The following is a 16,645-nucleotide window of genomic DNA, read 5'->3' on the forward strand; positions in this document are numbered from 1 at the left end:
ACCCTTACCGCACGCATGGGGCTGAACCCGCTGCCCAGCGGTCCCCTCGGCCGCACGACCACCACGACCACGACCGGCACAACCACGTCCAGCGATCGAACCACGCGACCCTGAGCATTAGGTCAGCACATAGGAATCTGGGAGACCATCTCGTGGCACAGCAGACCATCGTCGCGCATTTCGACAACCGTTCCGATGCTCAGCAGGCAGTGGATGCGCTCGTTCAGGCAGGCATCAGCCAGACGTCCATCACGCTCCTTCCAGAGAACGAGGCGGCCTATCAGCAGACCAATACGGCATCCTATGACCATGGCCGGGACGAGGGCGGGTTTTGGACCTCGCTTGGCAACCTCATGCTGCCTGATGAGGATCGTTACGCCTATGCCGAAGGTATGAGCCGGGGTGGTGTCACGCTCTCGGTCATGACGGACGACGCTCAGTTGGAACAGGTGGCCGACATCATCGAGCGCTATGGTGCGGTCGATATGGACGAGCGGGAGGCCTCCTGGAAGCGGGAGGGATGGACGGGCTATACGGGCAGCTCTGCGGCCGTGTCCGGTGCTTCGACGGCTGCGGCCAGCAGCTCAGCGGCCCGTCCGGCGCTCGATGCCACCAGTACCGAAGATGGTACAATCGAGCTTGTCGAGGAGCAGCTCAGGGTCGGCAAGCGCCAGAGCAGCAAGGGCAGGCTGCGCCTTCGCACCTATGTCATCGAGCGGCCCGTTGAGGAGCAGGTCAACCTGCGGTCCGAGCGGGTGACCATCAAGCGCCGCCCGGTCGATCGGGAAGTCGCGCCGGGCGAGGCCGCCTTCCAGGAGCGGACAATCGAGGCTGAGGAGCGGTTTGAGGAGGCGGTGGTCTCGAAGACTGCGCGGGTGAAGGAAGAGATCGCCCTGCACAAGGATGTCGAGATCCATACCGAGACGATCCATGACACCGTGCGGAGCACGGAAGCCGAGATCGAGGATGATCGGGCTGGCCGTGGTCCTGCGGACAACACGGATCCGCTGCTGCCGCGTGATCCTGACAAGATCTGACAAGACAGGGAGCTGGTCGCCTTGGGCGGCCCCCCTGAACAACGCACATGCACATGCTCATCGGTTTGCCGATGGTAGGTCATCAGTTTAGGAGGATGAACATGAGCCGAGGCATGCCATCCATGGCAGCGCTTTTGGGACTCCTTGCGGTCGCCGGCTTCCAGAACCGCGACAAGCTGGCTGAGATGTTTGGCGGAACGGGGCCTAATCCTGGTGGTGCCGACGGCCAGCCTGATCCCCGCGGTGGCTTAGGTGGCGGACAGCAGGGTGGCCTAGGCGGTCTTCTTGGCGGCCTGTTTGGTGATGCTGGGACAAGCGGTGGTGCCGACAGCCTTCTGCGGGGCGGTCTTGGCGATCTGGTTGATCGCTTCAAGCAGACCGGGCACGGCGACATCGCCGACTCCTGGGTGAGTAGCGGCCCTAATCGAGAGGTGGTGCCGCATCAGCTGGGACAAGCGATCGGACCTGAGGTGTTGGCGTCGCTCACCCAGCACACCGGCCTTTCGCGCGAGGAACTGCTATCCCGGCTGACCCGGGAGCTGCCAAGCGCGGTCGACAACTATACCCCAAACGGCCGCCTGCCCTCCTGAGGCTGCTTCTTTCGCTTACAGTTCAAACGACCGCGGCAAGCTCCTCCTCCACCCTGCAGCGCTGTTGAGCGAGGGACACGGCAGGGTCCGATCCGGTTGGACAAGGCGGAACTGAAGCGACACGTACGTCTTGTGCCGGATGTGTTCATTGAATTTCATCAGAATGACCGGAGTCGCGCGATGATCCGTCCTACTAGCATCTGCATGATGCTGAGCTTGATCGCGCCTGCAGCAGCCTATGCGCAGACAGGATCGGATGCCCAGCCCATGTCCGCCGGCGGCGCGGCTGCCTTGCCTCAGTCGGGCTCGTACGAGGTCTTCTTCGACTTCGACAGCGCTAGGCTCGACGACGATGCCCTGGCCACGGTCACCTCGGTCGCCAACGCCTATCGGCGGACCGGCCAGGCGAACCTGACCGTGAGCGGCCATACCGACACCACGGGCAGGGCTGAATACAATCAGGAACTCGCAGGGCGTCGTGCCGAGGCCGTCACGCAGGAACTGGTCCGCCTCGGCGTCCCACAGGACGTCATCACCCAGAGGGACGCGGGCGAGAACGATTTGCTCGTGCAGACGGGCGACGGCGTCCCGGAGCGGCGCAACCGGCGCGTCGAGATCACGCTCGAGCAGCCGCAGCCGGAAGCGCCGGCAACTGCCAGCGTCGTGCCGCCGGTCGTGTCAGAAGCCGCCACGGAGGTCGCCGATGCCGTCGACCGTGGCCGGTTCAGCCTCGGCCTCTATTACGGCGCCAACCTGCTCGATGAAGGCAACGATTCAGGCGAGGACACCCACCATGTGACCCATCTGGCGGGTCTCAACCTCAGCTTCGACTATCTGCTGACCGACTGGCTGAACCTGTCCCTGGAGCAGGCCGGCTTCTACAACATCGATACCGACGACGACGGCTTCGGCGGCCGAAGCGTGGCCGGTGTCGATTTCGTGTTTCCTGTGAGTGAAGGTGGTTTTGGCACCATCACCAGCTTCCTGCCCTATGTCGGCCTCAACATCGGCGGCATCTATGGCTCCGGCCTGGACGACGACTTCATATGGGGCCCGGAGATTGGCCTAAATATCGGCCCGATCGTCGCGAAGATCGCCTATGACATGCCGTTCGACCGCGACATGGACGAGGGCATCATCTCGACCACCGTGGGCGTCGGCATCACCTTCTGAGCCGAGCCGCTTCGGTGGATTAGGAGAGGCGGTGCTCAGGCACCGCCTCTTTTCTGCTGACGGAGAGATGTGGAGAAGGTGCTGACTTCAAGCGCCTGGGTCCTGCCGCTACGGTCGCCGAAGCTCTGGATCTCTTGATCTACCAAACACCGACGCGACCCCAGTGCCCATGCAAGCAGGCGTTCAAGAGATTGCCGGCAACCCGAGCAATCCTGGCTCCGGCCGCAGCCTTCGTAGGGTGTACCTGAACAAGGCTGCTCGACCTCTCAGGCGGCCTTCCCCTGCACGTCGAACTCGACGTGGATCCGGTCGTAGGGAAACTCGAAGCCGGCAGCAGTGCGGTCGATCACGCCGTTGACCAAGAGCGCGTGCATGTCAGCATGCACCGCCTTGACGTCCCGGCCCAGCAGCCTGGCCACGGCGCGCAGCGACATCGGCCCCTTGCTGGCCATGGCCCGGATCAGGGCCCAGCGGTTGGGCGTGAGCACGCTCCACATCGCTTCCACCGACTCGAACACGATGAACCCACCCTGATGCTCGCCGCGACAGGCCGCCTTGGCGTGGGCATGGTGTCATCGAGGCTCGACACGCCGATGTTCACGGTCCTCATGATACCCTCCACCCTTGCACGTCGCGCCAGAAGTCGTCGACGAGCTCGTTCAGGCTGCGAAAGCGGTACGGCAGCTCGATGTCGTCCAGATGCCGGTGATCGCTCTTGCCGGCCTCGTTGTCGTGGCCCGGCACGCATGTTCCCTCGCCACTCGAGCCAGATCACCGTTGCCACGAACATGCCGTCAGCGCGCCGCGTGCGCTGCCTGATCGGTAGCTCGGCCTTCATGTGCCCTGATGGACAACATAGCGCAGCGCAGGCCCGAGAAGGGTGACGTCGGGCAGAGCATGTTGGTGCAGGCCGGTCCTGATCGGCGGCCTGAAGGAGATGGGTCTGCCTGAGCTTCTCATCACGGTCCCAGGCGGTAGCCGATGCCCGGCTCCGTCACGATCAGGGCCGGGGCTGCCGGATCACGCTCGATCTTCTGCCGCAACTGGCCGACATAGACCCGCAGGTACTGGGTGTCGTGCTCATGGGCCGGGCCCCAGACGGTCGTCAGCAATTGGCGGTGGGTGACCACCTTGCCGGCATGGCGGACGAGGAGGGCCAGCAGGTCGAATTCCTTGGGCGTCAGCTTCAGTTCCCTGCCGCCCCGGGTGACCCGGTGCCTGGGCAGGTCGATCTCCAGATCCTCGACGCGCAGGACCGGCACCTCGCCCGCGGCCTGCATCCGGTGGCGCAAGGCCGCGCGCAGCCGGGCCATCAGCTCGCCGACGCCGAACGGCTTGTTGACGAAGTCGTCGGCGCCGGTGTCGAGCGCCTCGATCTTCTCGGTCTCGCGATCACGGGCCGAGAGGATCACGACGGGCAGCTGCGACCAGCTCCGCAGGCGGCGCAGCACCTCCTTGCCGTGTCGGCGCCGGCCGGCTCGTCATGCTCGAACGCCCAGCGCGCGGCGGTGAGCGAGCCCGTCCTGGCCGTCCCGCAGGATCACGACCGACCGGTCCAGCATGGCACCGATCTCGGCGGCCGCCCCTGCCGCCATCGCCTGCTCGTCGGCCAGTGTCGACAGCTTGCGGGTGAACTCGTAGAGCCGCCGGGTCGTCCGCATCCGGACGATCGCCGCATCGGCCTGCTCGCGCGCCCGGCCGACGATCGCGGAGGTCAGGACGTGGACGGCGATGCCGTTGCCGCTCTTGACCAGCGCATCGGCGAGGGTGCGGCCGAACAGGGCACGGAACCGGCCGGCCCTCGCCTGGCCGATCACGATCTGGGTGACGTTCTGGAAGCGGGCAAAGCGCAGGAGCTCGCCCGCCAGGTCGGCGGCCACCAGTTGCCGGACCTCGCCGCCCAGGCTCTCGGCCAGGCGCACGGCCTCGGCGACCCTGCGGCGGCCTTCGGTGTCGATCGTCCGCCCGGGCTGCTCGACGCTCACTGCGAACCAGGAGCCGCCGGTCAGGTCGGCCAGCCGCTTGGCTTCGCGCACGACCCGCATGGCCGAGCCGTCCGGACCGACACAGACCATGATCCGCTCGCCGGCCGCCCAAGGCCCCTCGATGGCGCAACCCTGCATGCGCGCGGCCAGGTCGCTGTGGATCCGTGCCGCCACCCGGCGCAGCGCCAGCTCGCGCAGGGCCAGGAGGTTGCTGGGCTTGAAGAAGCTCTGCACCGCCCGGGTGGCGGTGTCCTGGACATAGACCTTGCCCTCGGCCAGGCGCTTGAGCAGCTCGTCCGGCGGCAGGTCGACCAGGACGATCTCGTGGGCATCCTGGAACGCCGCGTCGGGCACGGTCTCGCGCATCCGGACCCCGGTGATCCGCTGTACCACGTCGTTCAGGCTCTCGACATGCTGCACGTTCAGCGTGGTCCAGACGTCGATCCCGGCGTCCAGCAGCTCGTCCACGTCCTGCCAGCGCTTGGGGTGCCGGCTCCTGGGACGTTGGCATGGGCGTACTCGTCGACCAGAAGGAGGCCCGGCCGGCGGGCCAGGGCCGCTTCCAGGTCGAACTCGGGCACCAGGCGGCCGCGGTAGAGGATCGACTTTCTGGGCAGGACCTCGATGCCCTCGGCCAGGTCCTGGGTTCCTGGCGCCCGTGAGTCTCGACCACGCCGATCACCACGTCGACCTTGCCGGCCCTGGCGGCACGCGCCGCCTGGAGCATGGCGTAGGTCTTGCCAACCGCCGGAGCGGCACCCATGAACACCCGCAGCCGGCCCCGCCCTTCCTGCGGGCCTGGTCGAGCAGGGCCTCGGGCGAGGCGCGCTGCGGGTCGGGCTGGTTCATGGGGAGGGCGGCTCAGGACAGCGCCGGCCCGGCTGGCCGCGGGAAGGCCCGGTCGAGCGCCAGGTTGAGCAGCAGCACGTTGACCCGCTCCTCGCCGAGCATGCCGAGCTCGCGTCCTTCCACATGCTCCAGCACCAGCCGGCGGAGCGCATCCGGCGCGATCCCGCGGGCCTGGGCGACCCGGCCCACCTGCAGGAATGCGGCGGCCGGCGACAGATGCGGGTCGAGGCCGCTGCCCGAGCTCGTCACGAGATCGGCCGGGACGGTAGCAGGCGCCCTGGCATCGCGCAGCGCCTGGATATCGGCATGGAGCCGCAGGGCCAGCTTCGCACTGGTGGGGGCGAGGTTGCTGCCCGAGGAGGCGGCGACATCGTAGCCGGCACCGGCAGCGGAAGGGCGGCCGTGGAAAAAAGCAGGGTCGGTGAAGGACTGGCCGATCAGGGCCGAGCCGACGATCCTGCCGTCCTGTTCGACTAGGCTGCCGTTGGCGGCGGCCGGGAACAGGGCCTGGGCGATCCCGGTGATCGCGAGCGGGTAGGCCAGGCCGGTGAGCAGGGTGAAGAACAGAAGCAGCACGGCGACCGGGCGGAGATGTTCATGCATGGCAGGACTCCTTCTCAGGCGAGGCCGAGGGCGGTGACGGCCAGATCGATCAGCTTGATGCCGACGAACGGCACCAGGATCCCGCCCAGCCCATAGATGCCGAGGTTGCGGGCGAGCACGCTGCCGGCATCGGACTGGGCCAGGGCCGGCGCGTCATTGGTGCCGTCGCCGCACATGGCGACCAGGCGGCCCTGGCGCTGCTCGGCGCGGATATAGGCGAGCTTGTCCTGCGGGGTGGCCTCGGCGATGAAGTCGTCCGCGCCGGCCTCGGATGCGATCGCCGCGGCGGTGACGGGATTGTCGCCGGTCACCATCACCGTGCGGATGCCCATGCGGCGCAGTTCGGCGAAGCGCTCCTTGATGCCCTGCTTCACCACGTCCTTGAGGTGGATGACGCCCAGCAGCCGGCCTCCGTCGCATAAACCCAGCGGCGTGCCGCCAGCCCGGGAGATGCGCTCGACCGCGGCGGCGAATGCCGCCAGCTCCGCCACCGGCTGCTGGGCCTGGCCGGCAGTGAAGCGGCGCACGGCGTCGATGGAGCCCTTGCGGTCGATCGCTCCTGAGGGGGCAGAAGGTCTTGCCGGCCAGCATCTGCACCTGCTCGGCGATGGGGCCGAGGGCCAGGGCCGGGAAGAACTGCAGGCCGCCCAGGATGAGGATCACGCCGGCGAGCAGGCCGACGAACAAAGGCCCGTGGGTCGGGAAGATGCCAGCCGACGCCCTGGCGCGGGTCTTGGCGGCGAGCGAGCCGGCGATCGCCATCATCGGCACGATATAGGCGAACCTGCCCGGCAGCAGGGCCAGGCACAGGGTCGTGTTCCACCAGGGCGTGTCGGCCGAAAGGGAGGCGAAGGCCGAGCCGTTGTTCCCGACTGCCGACGAGTAGGCGTAGAGGATCTCGGACAGGCCGTGCGGGCCGGCATGGCCCAGGCCGGTCAGGGCTGCGGGGAGCACGGCGGCTACCGCCGAGAAGCCCAGGATGGTGACCGGCAGGATCAGGATGGTGACCGGCAGGATCAGGATGGCGAGCACGGCCAGCTTGACCTCGCGCACCTCGATCTTCTTGCCGAGATATTCCGGGGTCCGCCCGACCATCAGCCCGGCCACGAACACGGTGATGATCGCCATCACCAGCAGGCCATAAAGGCCGGAGCCGACGTCGCCCGGCAGGATCTCGCCGAGCTGGATCAGCAGCATCGGGATCATGCCGCCGATCGGGGTGAACGAGCCGTGCATGGCGTTGACCGCACCGCAGCTGAGGCCCGTGGTGACGCGGCCCACAAGGCGGACAGCGCCAAGCCGAAGCGGACCTCCTTGCCCTCCATGTTGGCGCCGGCGGGATCCAGCCCGAGCGACGCCAGGAGCGGGGTGCCCTGCGCTTCCGCGGCATAAACGACGGCGGTGCCGGCGATCAGCAGGAGGCCCATGACCGCCAGCAATGCATAGGCTTGGCGGCGGTCGCCGACCATGCGGCCGAAGGCGAAGACCAGGGCGGTGGCGACCACCAGCATCTGCCAGGTCTGCACGAGGTTCGCGAGCGCGGTCGGGTTCTCGAAGGGGTGCGCGGCATTGGCGTTGAAGAAGCCGCCGCCATTGGTGCCGAGCTGCTTGATCGCGACCTGCGAGGCCACCGGCCCCAGCGCCAGGGTCTGCTGCCCGTCCTCCAGCGTGGTCGCGGCCACGGACGCATGGAGCGTCTGCGGCATGCCCAGCGCCACCAGCAGCAGGGGCGTGACGAACGCCAGCGGCAGGAGGACGTAGAGGGTCGAGCGGGTCAGATCGACGAAGAAGTTGCCGACCGTGCCGGCGTTGAAACGCGCAAAGCCGCGCACCAGCGCCATCGCCAGGGCGAGGCCGGTGGCGGCGGACAGGAAGTTCTGCACGGTGAGCCCGGCCATCTGGCTCCCATGGCTCATGGTGGTCTCGCCGGCGTAAGCCTGCCAGTTCGTGTTGGTCACGAAGCTGACCGCGGTGTCGAAGGCGAGGTCGGGGGCCAGGCCCGGGAAGCCCTGCGGGTTGAGCGGCAGGACGCCTTGGAGGCGCAGCAGGAGGTAGAGCAGCAGGAAGCCCGCCGCGTTGAAGGCGAGTATGGCCGACGTGTAGCCGAGCCAGCTCTGCTCGGCCGCGGGGTCGACCCGGGCCAGGCGGTAGAGGCCACGCTCGAGCGGGCCCAGGACGGGGGTGAGGACGTTGCGTTTGCCGGCATGGACGCGCGCCATGAAGCCGCCCAAGGGGAGGGCAGCGAGCAGCACGACGGCGAACAGGAGAGCGATCTGGAGCCAGCCGTGCCAGGTCATGGCGATCTTCTCTCCAGAGCAGGCTGGCTCAGGATTTCTCGGGCGATGCCAGCGTCACCACGAGGTAGACGACCAGGCCGAAGGCCACGAGGCCGCCCAGGATCAGGTCCAGCATGCCGGTCAGGCCCGTGCCACCAGGCGCAGATAGCCGGCCATCAGCAGGAAGAAGCCGATCCCGGTCCCAAGGTAGATGATGTCGAGCATGGTCGAGCTCCGTGGTGGAGCAGGCCTTCTAGCCCTGGACTGTATAAGCGGGCCACGTGAGATCCACCCGCGCAGGATAAGGATTGTATAAAGAGCGCCAGTCGAGTGATGGCGGCGGCTTCCAGGCAGGACTGCAGCCCCATTTGGCAGGACTTTCCGGCAGAACCTTCCGTTTCTATTGCGTCGTCACCGGATAGAAGCTACCCCACCATGGCGACAGGTGACCCGCGCGGCCCGCAGGACCGCAAAGCCCAACTTGGCTGCTGGCGCTCGCCCGGGGGGCAGGATGGAGTGGGTCGTCGGGATCGTCACGCAGACGCCCGCCTGGGTCTATCTGCTCCTCGCCTATCTCGTCTGGATCGGGATCAAGGCGCGCCGGCCGGGCCAGGTGAGCCTGACCAGGCTCGCGATCGTGCCGGCCCTGCTGACGGCCTGGGGCCTGCATGATCTCGTCCGGCTGTACGGCATCGAGGCCGCCACGGTCCTGCCCTGGCTGGGTGCGCTGGGGCTGGGCGCGCTGCTCGGCCTGTGGCTGCTGCGGGGCCGGGCGATCACGGCCGACCGGACGCGCGGCCTGATCCACCGGCTGGCCGACGGTACCGTCCTGCCGTTGGTGCTGGTGGCGTTCGCCCTGAAATACACGTTCGGCGTGGTCGGCGCGGTCTCGCCCGCGACGCTCGAGCAGCCGTTCTGGCGCCCGGTCGACCTTGGCGCCTACGGCCTGTTCGCCGGCATCTTCGTCGGCAAGTTCCTGGGCTACCTGCTGCGCTATCTGCGGGCAGCCGGCCCGCGGGAAGGCCCGCTCCGCACCTGATCCGAGCATCCGGAATTTTTCCCGAACGGCGCCAATGGGAGGCGGCATGATCGACTGGGACAGGGTATCGCGCCGGCAGCGTGCCGCACTGTGCGCAGGTACGGCGCTGGTCGGGCTCGCGGGCCTGATCGGCACGCTGCCGGCATGGGCGGACAGCGGCAACCCCGCCTGCGTCAACACCAACGGCAGCAATTGCCAGATCGGCCTGACCGCCAACCCGGCCGGGCGCGGCCAGACCGGCCCCACGCCGCCGCCCGACCCGATCACCTACGACTTCACCGACCAGCAGACGCTGAATGCCGGCAATGGTGCGGGTGCCGTCGACTTCGTCACGGTGGCGGGCGACGGCGGTGCCGCCAACCATGACGGCATGAACGGCGGCACCGGCGGGACCGGCGGCGGCATCGGCACCAGCCAGGCCCCGGTCTCGATCGGCTCGGCCGTCACGGTGGGCGGCGCCAACGGCGCTGGCATCCTGCGGTTCCTGAGCCAGGGCGGCCGCGGCGGCGGCGGCCAGGGTGCGCATACCGGCACCCGCGGCACCGGCGGCACCGGTGGTGCCGGCGGCGGCGTCTATGTCGACATGGAAGGTGGGCTCACCTCGTCGGACGCGGGCTCGACCGGCCTGGTGGTGACCTCGCAGGGCGGCAGCGGCGGCAGTGGCGATGCCGGCTCGACCGGCTTTTTCGGCGCCCATGCCGGCATCGGCGGCAGCGGCGGCACGGTCGGCGTGACCGTCGGCGGCTCGATCGACCTGGCCGACACGGGGATCCAGGCATCCAGCTATGGCGGGATGGGCGGCCAGGGCCCGAACGACAATAGCGGCTTCAACAGCGCGTCGGGCAGCAATGGCGGCAATGGCGGTGCGGGCGGTGCCGCGACGGTGACCGTGACCGGTGCCGGTGCGGTGACGTCGAGCCAGGCCGATGGCGTCGAGGTGGCGGCCAGCGGCGGGGACGGCGGCAATGGCGGCAACGGCTCGGCAGCACCCGCCACCGGTGGCGGCACGGGTGGCACGGGCGGCACGGGCGGTGCTGCGACCGGCACCGTCGATGGCACCGTGCAGGCTGCCGTGATCGGGATGTCCGTGGTCAGCGCCGGTGGTGCCGGCGGCACGGGCGGCACCGCGACGACCGGCGCTGCCAGCGGCGGCAATGGCGGCCTGGGTGGTGCCGGCGGTACGGCCACCGGCACGGTCAACGGCAGCCTGACCGGCGGCTGGACCGGCCTGACCGTGGCGAGCACCGGCGGGGCCGGTGGCGATGCCGGCACCGCGAGCGGCAGCAGCAACAGCGGTGCGGGCGGCGGCAATGGCGGCAATGGCGGCCAGGGCGGCTCGGCCACGGCCACGATCGCCGGCACCGGCACGGCGACCTCTGCCCTGCTGGGCGTGCTGGCGACGGCGGCGGGCGGCAATGCGGGGAATGGTGCCCAGGCCGGTGCCGGCAGCGCCACGGGCGGCAATGGCGGCATCGGCGGTAGCGGCGGCCGCCCCAGCGTGATCATCGACGGCAAGGTGGCCGGCACGGCGGGCAGTGCGGTGACCGGGGTTCTGGCGGTTGCCGATGGCGGCACCGGTGGTGCCGGGGCCGGGGCCGGCGGTGGTAGCGCCACCGGCGGCAATGGCGGCAATGGCGGCCAGAGCGGTACCGCGTCGGTCACCGTCGCGAGCGGCGGCAGCGTCACCACGACCGGGGTGGATGCGCCGAAAACCACGTCAGTGGTCGATCCCGGCGTTCACGTCAGCGCGAATGGCGGGGTCGGCGGTGCCGGCGGCTCGGCGAGCGCGCCGGTCGGCGCCGAGGGCGGCGGTGCCGGCTTCGGCGGTGCCGGCAACAGCGCGATCGCGGTCATCGACGGTACGGTCACGACCAGCGGCAGCTTCGCCCATGGCGTGCTGGCCCAGGGCGTCGGCGGCCAGGGCGGCAATGGCGGCGATGCCGGCAGCCTGTTCTGGGCCCATGGCGGCCCCGCGAAGAACGGCGGCCATGCCTGCGCCCCCAATGCCGCCGACTGCAGCGTCGCGGTCTCCGGCACGGGCGGCACGATCACCACCACCGGCACCGGCGCCTCGGCGATCGTCGCCCAGAGCATCGGCGGCGGCGGTGGCAGCGGCGGCAACGCCCTGAGCGTCGACACCGCCATCAACATCGCGATCGGCGGCAATGGCGGTGCCGGCGGCAATGGCGGCACCGTGTCGATCGGCAGCAATGCCGGTGACGCCAATGCCGGCGTGCTCGACGACACGCTGGTCACCCGCGGGGCCGATGCCGCGGCGATCGTGGCGCAGAGCGTCGGCGGTGCCGGCGGCAATGGCGGCAACGCGCTGGCGGCCAGCGGCAGCGTGCTGACCCTCTCGATCGGCGGCGACGGCAAGGGCGGCGGCAATGGCGGGGCGGTGACCGTCACCAATGACGGCGTGATCACCACCTTCGGCCTGCAGTCCGGCGGCATCGCCGCGCAGAGCGTGGGCGGCGGCGGCGGCAATGGCGGCTCGGGTGTGAGCGTCAGCGCCAACCTGATGACCGCGGCGGTGGCGATCGGCGGTACCGGGGCCGGTGGCGGCCCAGGCGGCACGGTGACGCTCACCAACAACGACCAGGTCACCACCTATGGCGCCGATGCCTACGGCATGAAGGCGCAGAGCATCAGCGGCGGCGGCGGCGAGGGCGGCACGGCCACCGCGGTAGCACTCGCGGCCTCGCCCGACCCGGAGGTCCCCGCCGTCTCGGTCGCGGTCGGCATCGGCGGCACGGGCGGTGCGGGCGGCGACCAGTCGAGCAGCCCTGCGGCGATCACCAATAACGGCTTCCTGTCGACCGCGGGCGACGGCGCCATCGGCCTGTTCGCCCAGAACATCGCCGGCGGCGGCGGCAATGGCGGCGATTCGACCGCATCCTCCTATTCGGCCGGTGCCGGTGACGGCGTCTCGATCAGCTTAGGGGTTGCCGGTCCGGGCGGGGCCGGCGGCACGGGCGGGCCGGCGACCGCCACCAACAACGCCCTGGTCCTGACACTCGGCGAATCGGCCCATGGCGTCATGGCGCAAAGCGTCGGCGGCGGCGGCGGCACGGGCGGCATCGGCGACAGCCAGGCGTCGAACCTGCCGGGCGACTTCAGCGCCTCGACCTCGATCTCGGTCGGCGGCCAGGGCGGCACCGGCAGCGTCGGCGGCACGGTGCAGGTGGCCAACAGCGGCGGCATCGCGACTCGGGGCGACGGGGCCCGCGCCATCTATGCCCACAGCGTGGGCGGTGGCGGCGGCGCGTCCGGCGGCGGCGTGGCCAAGGCCAATGCCCAGGACCTGTCGCTCGGCGTGACGCTCGGCGGCAATGCCGGCTCGGGCGGCAATGGCGGCACGGTCGAGGTCACCAACACGGCCAGCCTGCTGACCCGCGGCAGCGATGCCGATGCCATCCATGCCCAGAGTGTCGGCGGCGGCGGCGGCTCGGCCGGCAAGGGCTCGTCCACGGCCGGCGGTGCGCAGGATCCCCAGGCCGCCGCCAGCGACCTCGCCACCAGCCTCGCCAACGGGCTGGGCCTCGGCCAGAACGTGACGACGCTCACGACCGGCGTGTTCAAGGTGGGCGACGGTGCGCTCAAGGACATCAACCAGCTGGCGCAGCTGGAAACCATCCTGCCCGGCGACGACGATGCGCTCCGCCTGACCGACGATGACGACGACGGCGAGGCCAGCAACATCGAGCTGAGCGCCACGATCGGCGGCCAGGGCGGTGCCGGCGGCAGCGGCAACACGGTCACGGTGGACAATAGCGGCAGCATCGCCACCACGGGTGCCCGCTCGGATGGCATCTTCGCCCAGAACCTGGGTGGCGGTGGCGGCGTCGGCGGTGCCTCCAGCTTCTCGGGCACGCATGGCGATGCCAGCGGCCAGCTCAGGGTCGGTGCCAGTGGCGCCGGCGGCGGGGATGCCTGCATCGACAGCGATTGCAACGTCACCGTGACCAACGAGGCGGGCGGCTCGATCCGCACGGGCGGCGTGACCGCGAACGGCATCACCGCGCAGAGCATCGGCGGCGGCGGCGGCAAGGGCGGCGTCACCGCCTCGGCCAGCGGCGCGCTCAAGGATCTGACCCTGACGCTCGGCGGCTCGGGCGGACGGGGCGGTGCCGGCGGCCCGGTGACCGTCGACGTTTATGGCGCGATCGACACCACCGGCCGGCATGCCTACGGCATCCTCGCCCAGAGCACCGGCGGGGGCGGCGGCATCGCCCACGCGCTCTCCAGCGACCGCAAGACCGATTCGACCGATCCGGGCGACATCGGTCTCGCCGTCGCGATCGGCGGCCAGGGCGGCGCCGGCGGCGATGGCGGTGCGGTCACCGTCAATGTCGGCCAGTCCGCGGTGAGTCATGTCGGGACCAGCGGCATGGGTGCCATCGGCCTGGTGGCGCAGAGCATCGGCGGCGGTGGCGGCCTGGTGGTCGCGACCAGCACGGACACCGACGACAGCAACCTGGCGGGCCTGAGCAGCGCCACGGTCATCCCGGTGACCATCGGCAGCAGCAACGGGACGAGCGGCAATGGCGGCAGCGTCACCGTCACGCTCGACCCGACCGACGCCAACCACACCACCGGCAATCTTCAGACCACCGGCAGCGACGCCTATGGCGTGCTGGCGCAGAGCGTGGGCGGCGGCGGCGGCCTGGTGGTCGGCGGCAGCAATCCGCAGGACGTGCTGGGCAAGCTGTTCGCCGCGGGCAGCCAGACCGGCAATGGCGGTGCCGTCAGCGTGACGGTCAACAACGGCTTCAGCATGGGCACGGCCGGTGCCGGTGCCGTGGGCGTGCTGGCGCAGAGCATCGGCGGCGGCGGCGGCGTGATCGGCGGCCTGTCCGGCGTCGACCTGACCCAGGCGATCCGGGCCACGCCCGTGGCGCAGAGCGGCCAGGGCGGCAATGTCACCGTCGACCTGGAAAGCGGCGGCAACATCGTGACCAGCGGCCCGGGCGCGCATGTGATCGTGGCGCAGAGCCTGGGCGGCGGCGGTGGCATCCTCAGCCAGCCGGACGGCAGCGGCTACGCCTTTGCCGGCAGCAGCCCCTACGCGAACTGCAGCGGGCCTACCTGCACCGGTGCCGTGACCGTCACGCTCGGCGGCAACACGGTGGTCCGGCCGCTGGGCGAGGGCGCCTATGGCGTGGTCGTGCAGAGCCAGGGCAACGGCGTCAACGACACGACCATCAACGTCAATGGCGGCTTCATCGAGAGCTGGGCCAAGTCGGCCGGCGCCATCTTCATCGCCGGTGCCGGCACCAACACCGTCAACAACAGCGGCACCATCGACGACGGCTCGGACAGCTCGCTGCCGGGCGGCCCCACGGCGAACGCCACCGGCGTCTCGATCACCGGCAACCAGCCGGCCACGATCAACAACAATAGCGGCGGCACGATCAACGGCTCGATCGTGCTGCCCAACGGCAGCAGCGCGCTCAACAACAATGGCGGCACCTACAATCCCGGCAGCACGGTCGATCTCGGCCAGGATGGCGTACTGACCAATGCCGGCACGGTGAGCGTGGGCGGCACGGGCCGGATCAGGTCCACGGCGCTGGCCGCGGACTATGTCCAGACCCCTGCCGGCCACCTCCTGGTCGATACCGGCCATGTGGCGGGCACGGCCGACCGGCTGGAGGTGAGCGGCGACGTCGATCTGGCCGGCACCATCACGGTGCGCCCGCACGCCCTGATCCCGGCCACCGTCACCGTGCTGTCCGCCGTCGGTGCCCTCGATCTGGGCGAGGGCTTCGGTGCTACCCGCAGCCACCTGTTCACCTTCACCCCCTCGCTCGATGCGACTGGCAAGTCCGTCCAGGTGACGCCGTCGGCCGACTTCCACGTCGACGACGACCGCCTGAGCAGCGGCCAGCAGAGCCTGGCCGCGCATCTGGCGCGCCTGTGGGAAGGCGAACGCCCGGAAAGCTTCGCCACCGGCTTTGCCCGGCTGGCCAACGAAGCCAGGATCACCGACAGCACCAGCTACGGCCAGGCCCTGAACGAGCTGTCCGGCCAGTCGGTGAGCGCCATCGGCGCCTCGCGGCACCAGGCGGGCCAGCGGTTCGTCGCGGCCATGAACAGCTGCCCGGTCTTCGAAGGCGACGGTACCCGGCAGCGCGAGCGGGACTGCGGCTGGGTGCGCACCAGCGGGGGCGGCAGCGACCGCAAGGCCGGCGGCGACCAGCTGGGCTTCATCGAGCGCGCGGTGCTGCTCCAGGCCGGCGGGCAGAAGGAGATCGCCGACGGCTGGTTCCTGGGCGGCTCGCTCGCCTACGAGAACAGCACGCTGGACGCCCGGCAGGGTGCCGGCAGCGCCCATGGCGACGGGGTGCTGGCGGGCCTGCTGGTCAAGCGCCAGTTCGGCAACTGGGTGGTCTCCGGGACGCTCGCCGGCGGCTATGGCTGGTACGACAGCAAGCGCCATCTCGACCTGGGCGGCATCCGGCAGACCGCCGCGGCCTCGCCGGAGACCCAGCAGCTGGGCCTGTCAACCCGGATCGCCTACCAGCTGCCGTTCGAGGGCTGGTACCTTGAGCCCTACCTGGACCTGGACGCCACCTACCTGCGCACCGGCAGCTACACCGAAAGCGGGGCCGGCGCCCTCGACCTCAGCGTCGACAGCGCCGATGACGTGAAATTCGCCGCTTCGCCGATGATCGAGCTGGGCGGCAGGGTCCTGCTCCAGGACGGGGTGACGCTGCGCCCCTATGCCAGCCTGGGTGCCGTGTTCTACGACGACAACGACTGGCATGCCGACACCAGGTTCGCCGGCGCACCGGCCAGTGCCGGGACGTTCCAGGCGAGCACGGAGCTGCCGGACACGCTGGGCCGGCTGAACCTGGGCCTGGAGCTGCAGGCGGCCGACCAGATCCAGATCCGGCTCGAATATGCGGGCGAGCTGGGCGAGGACTATCAGGGCCACAGCGGGACGCTCCGGTTCAACTATCTGTTCTGATCCTCGGCGCTGCATAGGCCAGGCCCGTGCAGCGCCGCTTGCCCTTGCCACCAGCATGGTGCTCGCCCGGCGACCCGCGCAGGGGGCTGAAACGCGGCCTCTCACGTTCCCGAGACATTA

At 70.0% G+C, this 16,645-nt stretch carries 9 protein-coding genes and 4 pseudogenes; 5 read left to right on the forward strand and 8 right to left on the reverse strand.

Annotated features, from left to right (window positions below; all coding sequences use genetic code 11):
• The first annotated feature begins 152 nt into the window (after window positions 1-152).
• From HLA95_RS28965 to HLA95_RS18865, 3 genes are all read left to right on the forward strand, one after another.
• On the forward strand, window positions 153-1,037 hold the full coding sequence (locus HLA95_RS28965) for a YsnF/AvaK domain-containing protein (RefSeq protein WP_191059051.1): 885 nt from the start codon (window positions 153-155) through the stop codon (window positions 1,035-1,037).
• 101 nt (window positions 1,038-1,138) lie between these two features.
• The gene (locus HLA95_RS18860) at window positions 1,139-1,627 is read left to right on the forward strand and encodes a YidB family protein (protein WP_191059057.1); all 489 of its coding nucleotides are present in this window, start codon (window positions 1,139-1,141) and stop codon (window positions 1,625-1,627) included.
• A 96-nt stretch (window positions 1,628-1,723) separates the two neighbouring features.
• On the forward strand, window positions 1,724-2,800 hold the full coding sequence (locus tag HLA95_RS18865; protein WP_191059052.1) for an OmpA family protein: 1,077 nt from the start codon (window positions 1,724-1,726) through the stop codon (window positions 2,798-2,800).
• A 266-nt stretch (window positions 2,801-3,066) separates the two neighbouring features.
• On the opposite strand, the gene HLA95_RS18870 is transcribed toward HLA95_RS18865, so the two are convergent.
• The 8 genes and pseudogenes from HLA95_RS18870 to kdpF all read right to left on the reverse strand — a co-directional run bounded on the left by HLA95_RS18870 (window position 3,067) and on the right by kdpF (window position 8,649).
• Window positions 3,067-3,318, reverse strand: a complete 252-nt coding sequence (locus tag HLA95_RS18870; RefSeq protein ID WP_222184169.1) for an HVO_A0114 family putative DNA-binding protein — start codon at window positions 3,316-3,318, stop codon at window positions 3,067-3,069.
• Window positions 3,319-3,406: 88 nt separating this feature from the next.
• Entirely contained in the window at window positions 3,407-3,544 is a 138-nt protein-coding gene (locus HLA95_RS18875; RefSeq protein WP_191059053.1) for a toxin-antitoxin system TumE family protein, read from the reverse strand.
• Between the two features lie 215 nt (window positions 3,545-3,759).
• A pseudogene (locus tag HLA95_RS18880) lies at window positions 3,760-4,260 on the reverse strand (winged helix-turn-helix domain-containing protein); the annotation flags it as partial.
• A pseudogene (locus HLA95_RS18885) lies at window positions 4,260-5,634 on the reverse strand (KdpD family sensor histidine kinase); the annotation flags it as partial. The pseudogenes HLA95_RS18880 and HLA95_RS18885, both read right to left, overlap by 1 nt.
• A gap of 12 nt (window positions 5,635-5,646) precedes the next feature.
• Window positions 5,647-6,237 (reverse strand): potassium-transporting ATPase subunit KdpC, encoded by a 591-nt coding sequence (gene kdpC / locus HLA95_RS18900; protein WP_191059055.1) that lies wholly within the window; start codon window positions 6,235-6,237, stop codon window positions 5,647-5,649.
• 14 nt (window positions 6,238-6,251) lie between these two features.
• Window positions 6,252-6,785: pseudogene (locus HLA95_RS18905) on the reverse strand (HAD-IC family P-type ATPase); the annotation flags it as partial.
• A gap of 22 nt (window positions 6,786-6,807) precedes the next feature.
• Window positions 6,808-8,534, reverse strand: a pseudogene (gene kdpA / locus HLA95_RS18910) (potassium-transporting ATPase subunit KdpA); the annotation flags it as partial.
• Window positions 8,535-8,562: 28 nt separating this feature from the next.
• Window positions 8,563-8,649 carry a K(+)-transporting ATPase subunit F gene (gene kdpF, locus HLA95_RS29310; RefSeq protein WP_369076375.1) on the reverse strand — a complete coding sequence of 29 codons (87 nt, stop codon included), beginning with the start codon at window positions 8,647-8,649 and terminating at the stop codon, window positions 8,563-8,565.
• Window positions 8,650-9,024: 375 nt separating this feature from the next.
• Between kdpF and HLA95_RS18915 the strand changes: the two genes are divergently transcribed.
• A complete protein-coding gene (locus tag HLA95_RS18915; RefSeq protein WP_191059056.1) occupies window positions 9,025-9,552 on the forward strand; it encodes a DUF6622 family protein in 528 nt (175 codons plus the stop codon).
• A gap of 46 nt (window positions 9,553-9,598) precedes the next feature.
• A complete protein-coding gene (locus HLA95_RS18920; RefSeq protein ID WP_222184173.1) occupies window positions 9,599-16,525 on the forward strand; it encodes an autotransporter outer membrane beta-barrel domain-containing protein in 6,927 nt (2,308 codons plus the stop codon).
• Window positions 16,526-16,645: the final 120 nt, after the last annotated feature.

It is taken from the genome of Geminicoccus harenae (assembly GCF_019800005.1).
GTDB lineage: Bacteria > Pseudomonadota > Alphaproteobacteria > Geminicoccales > Geminicoccaceae > Geminicoccus > Geminicoccus harenae.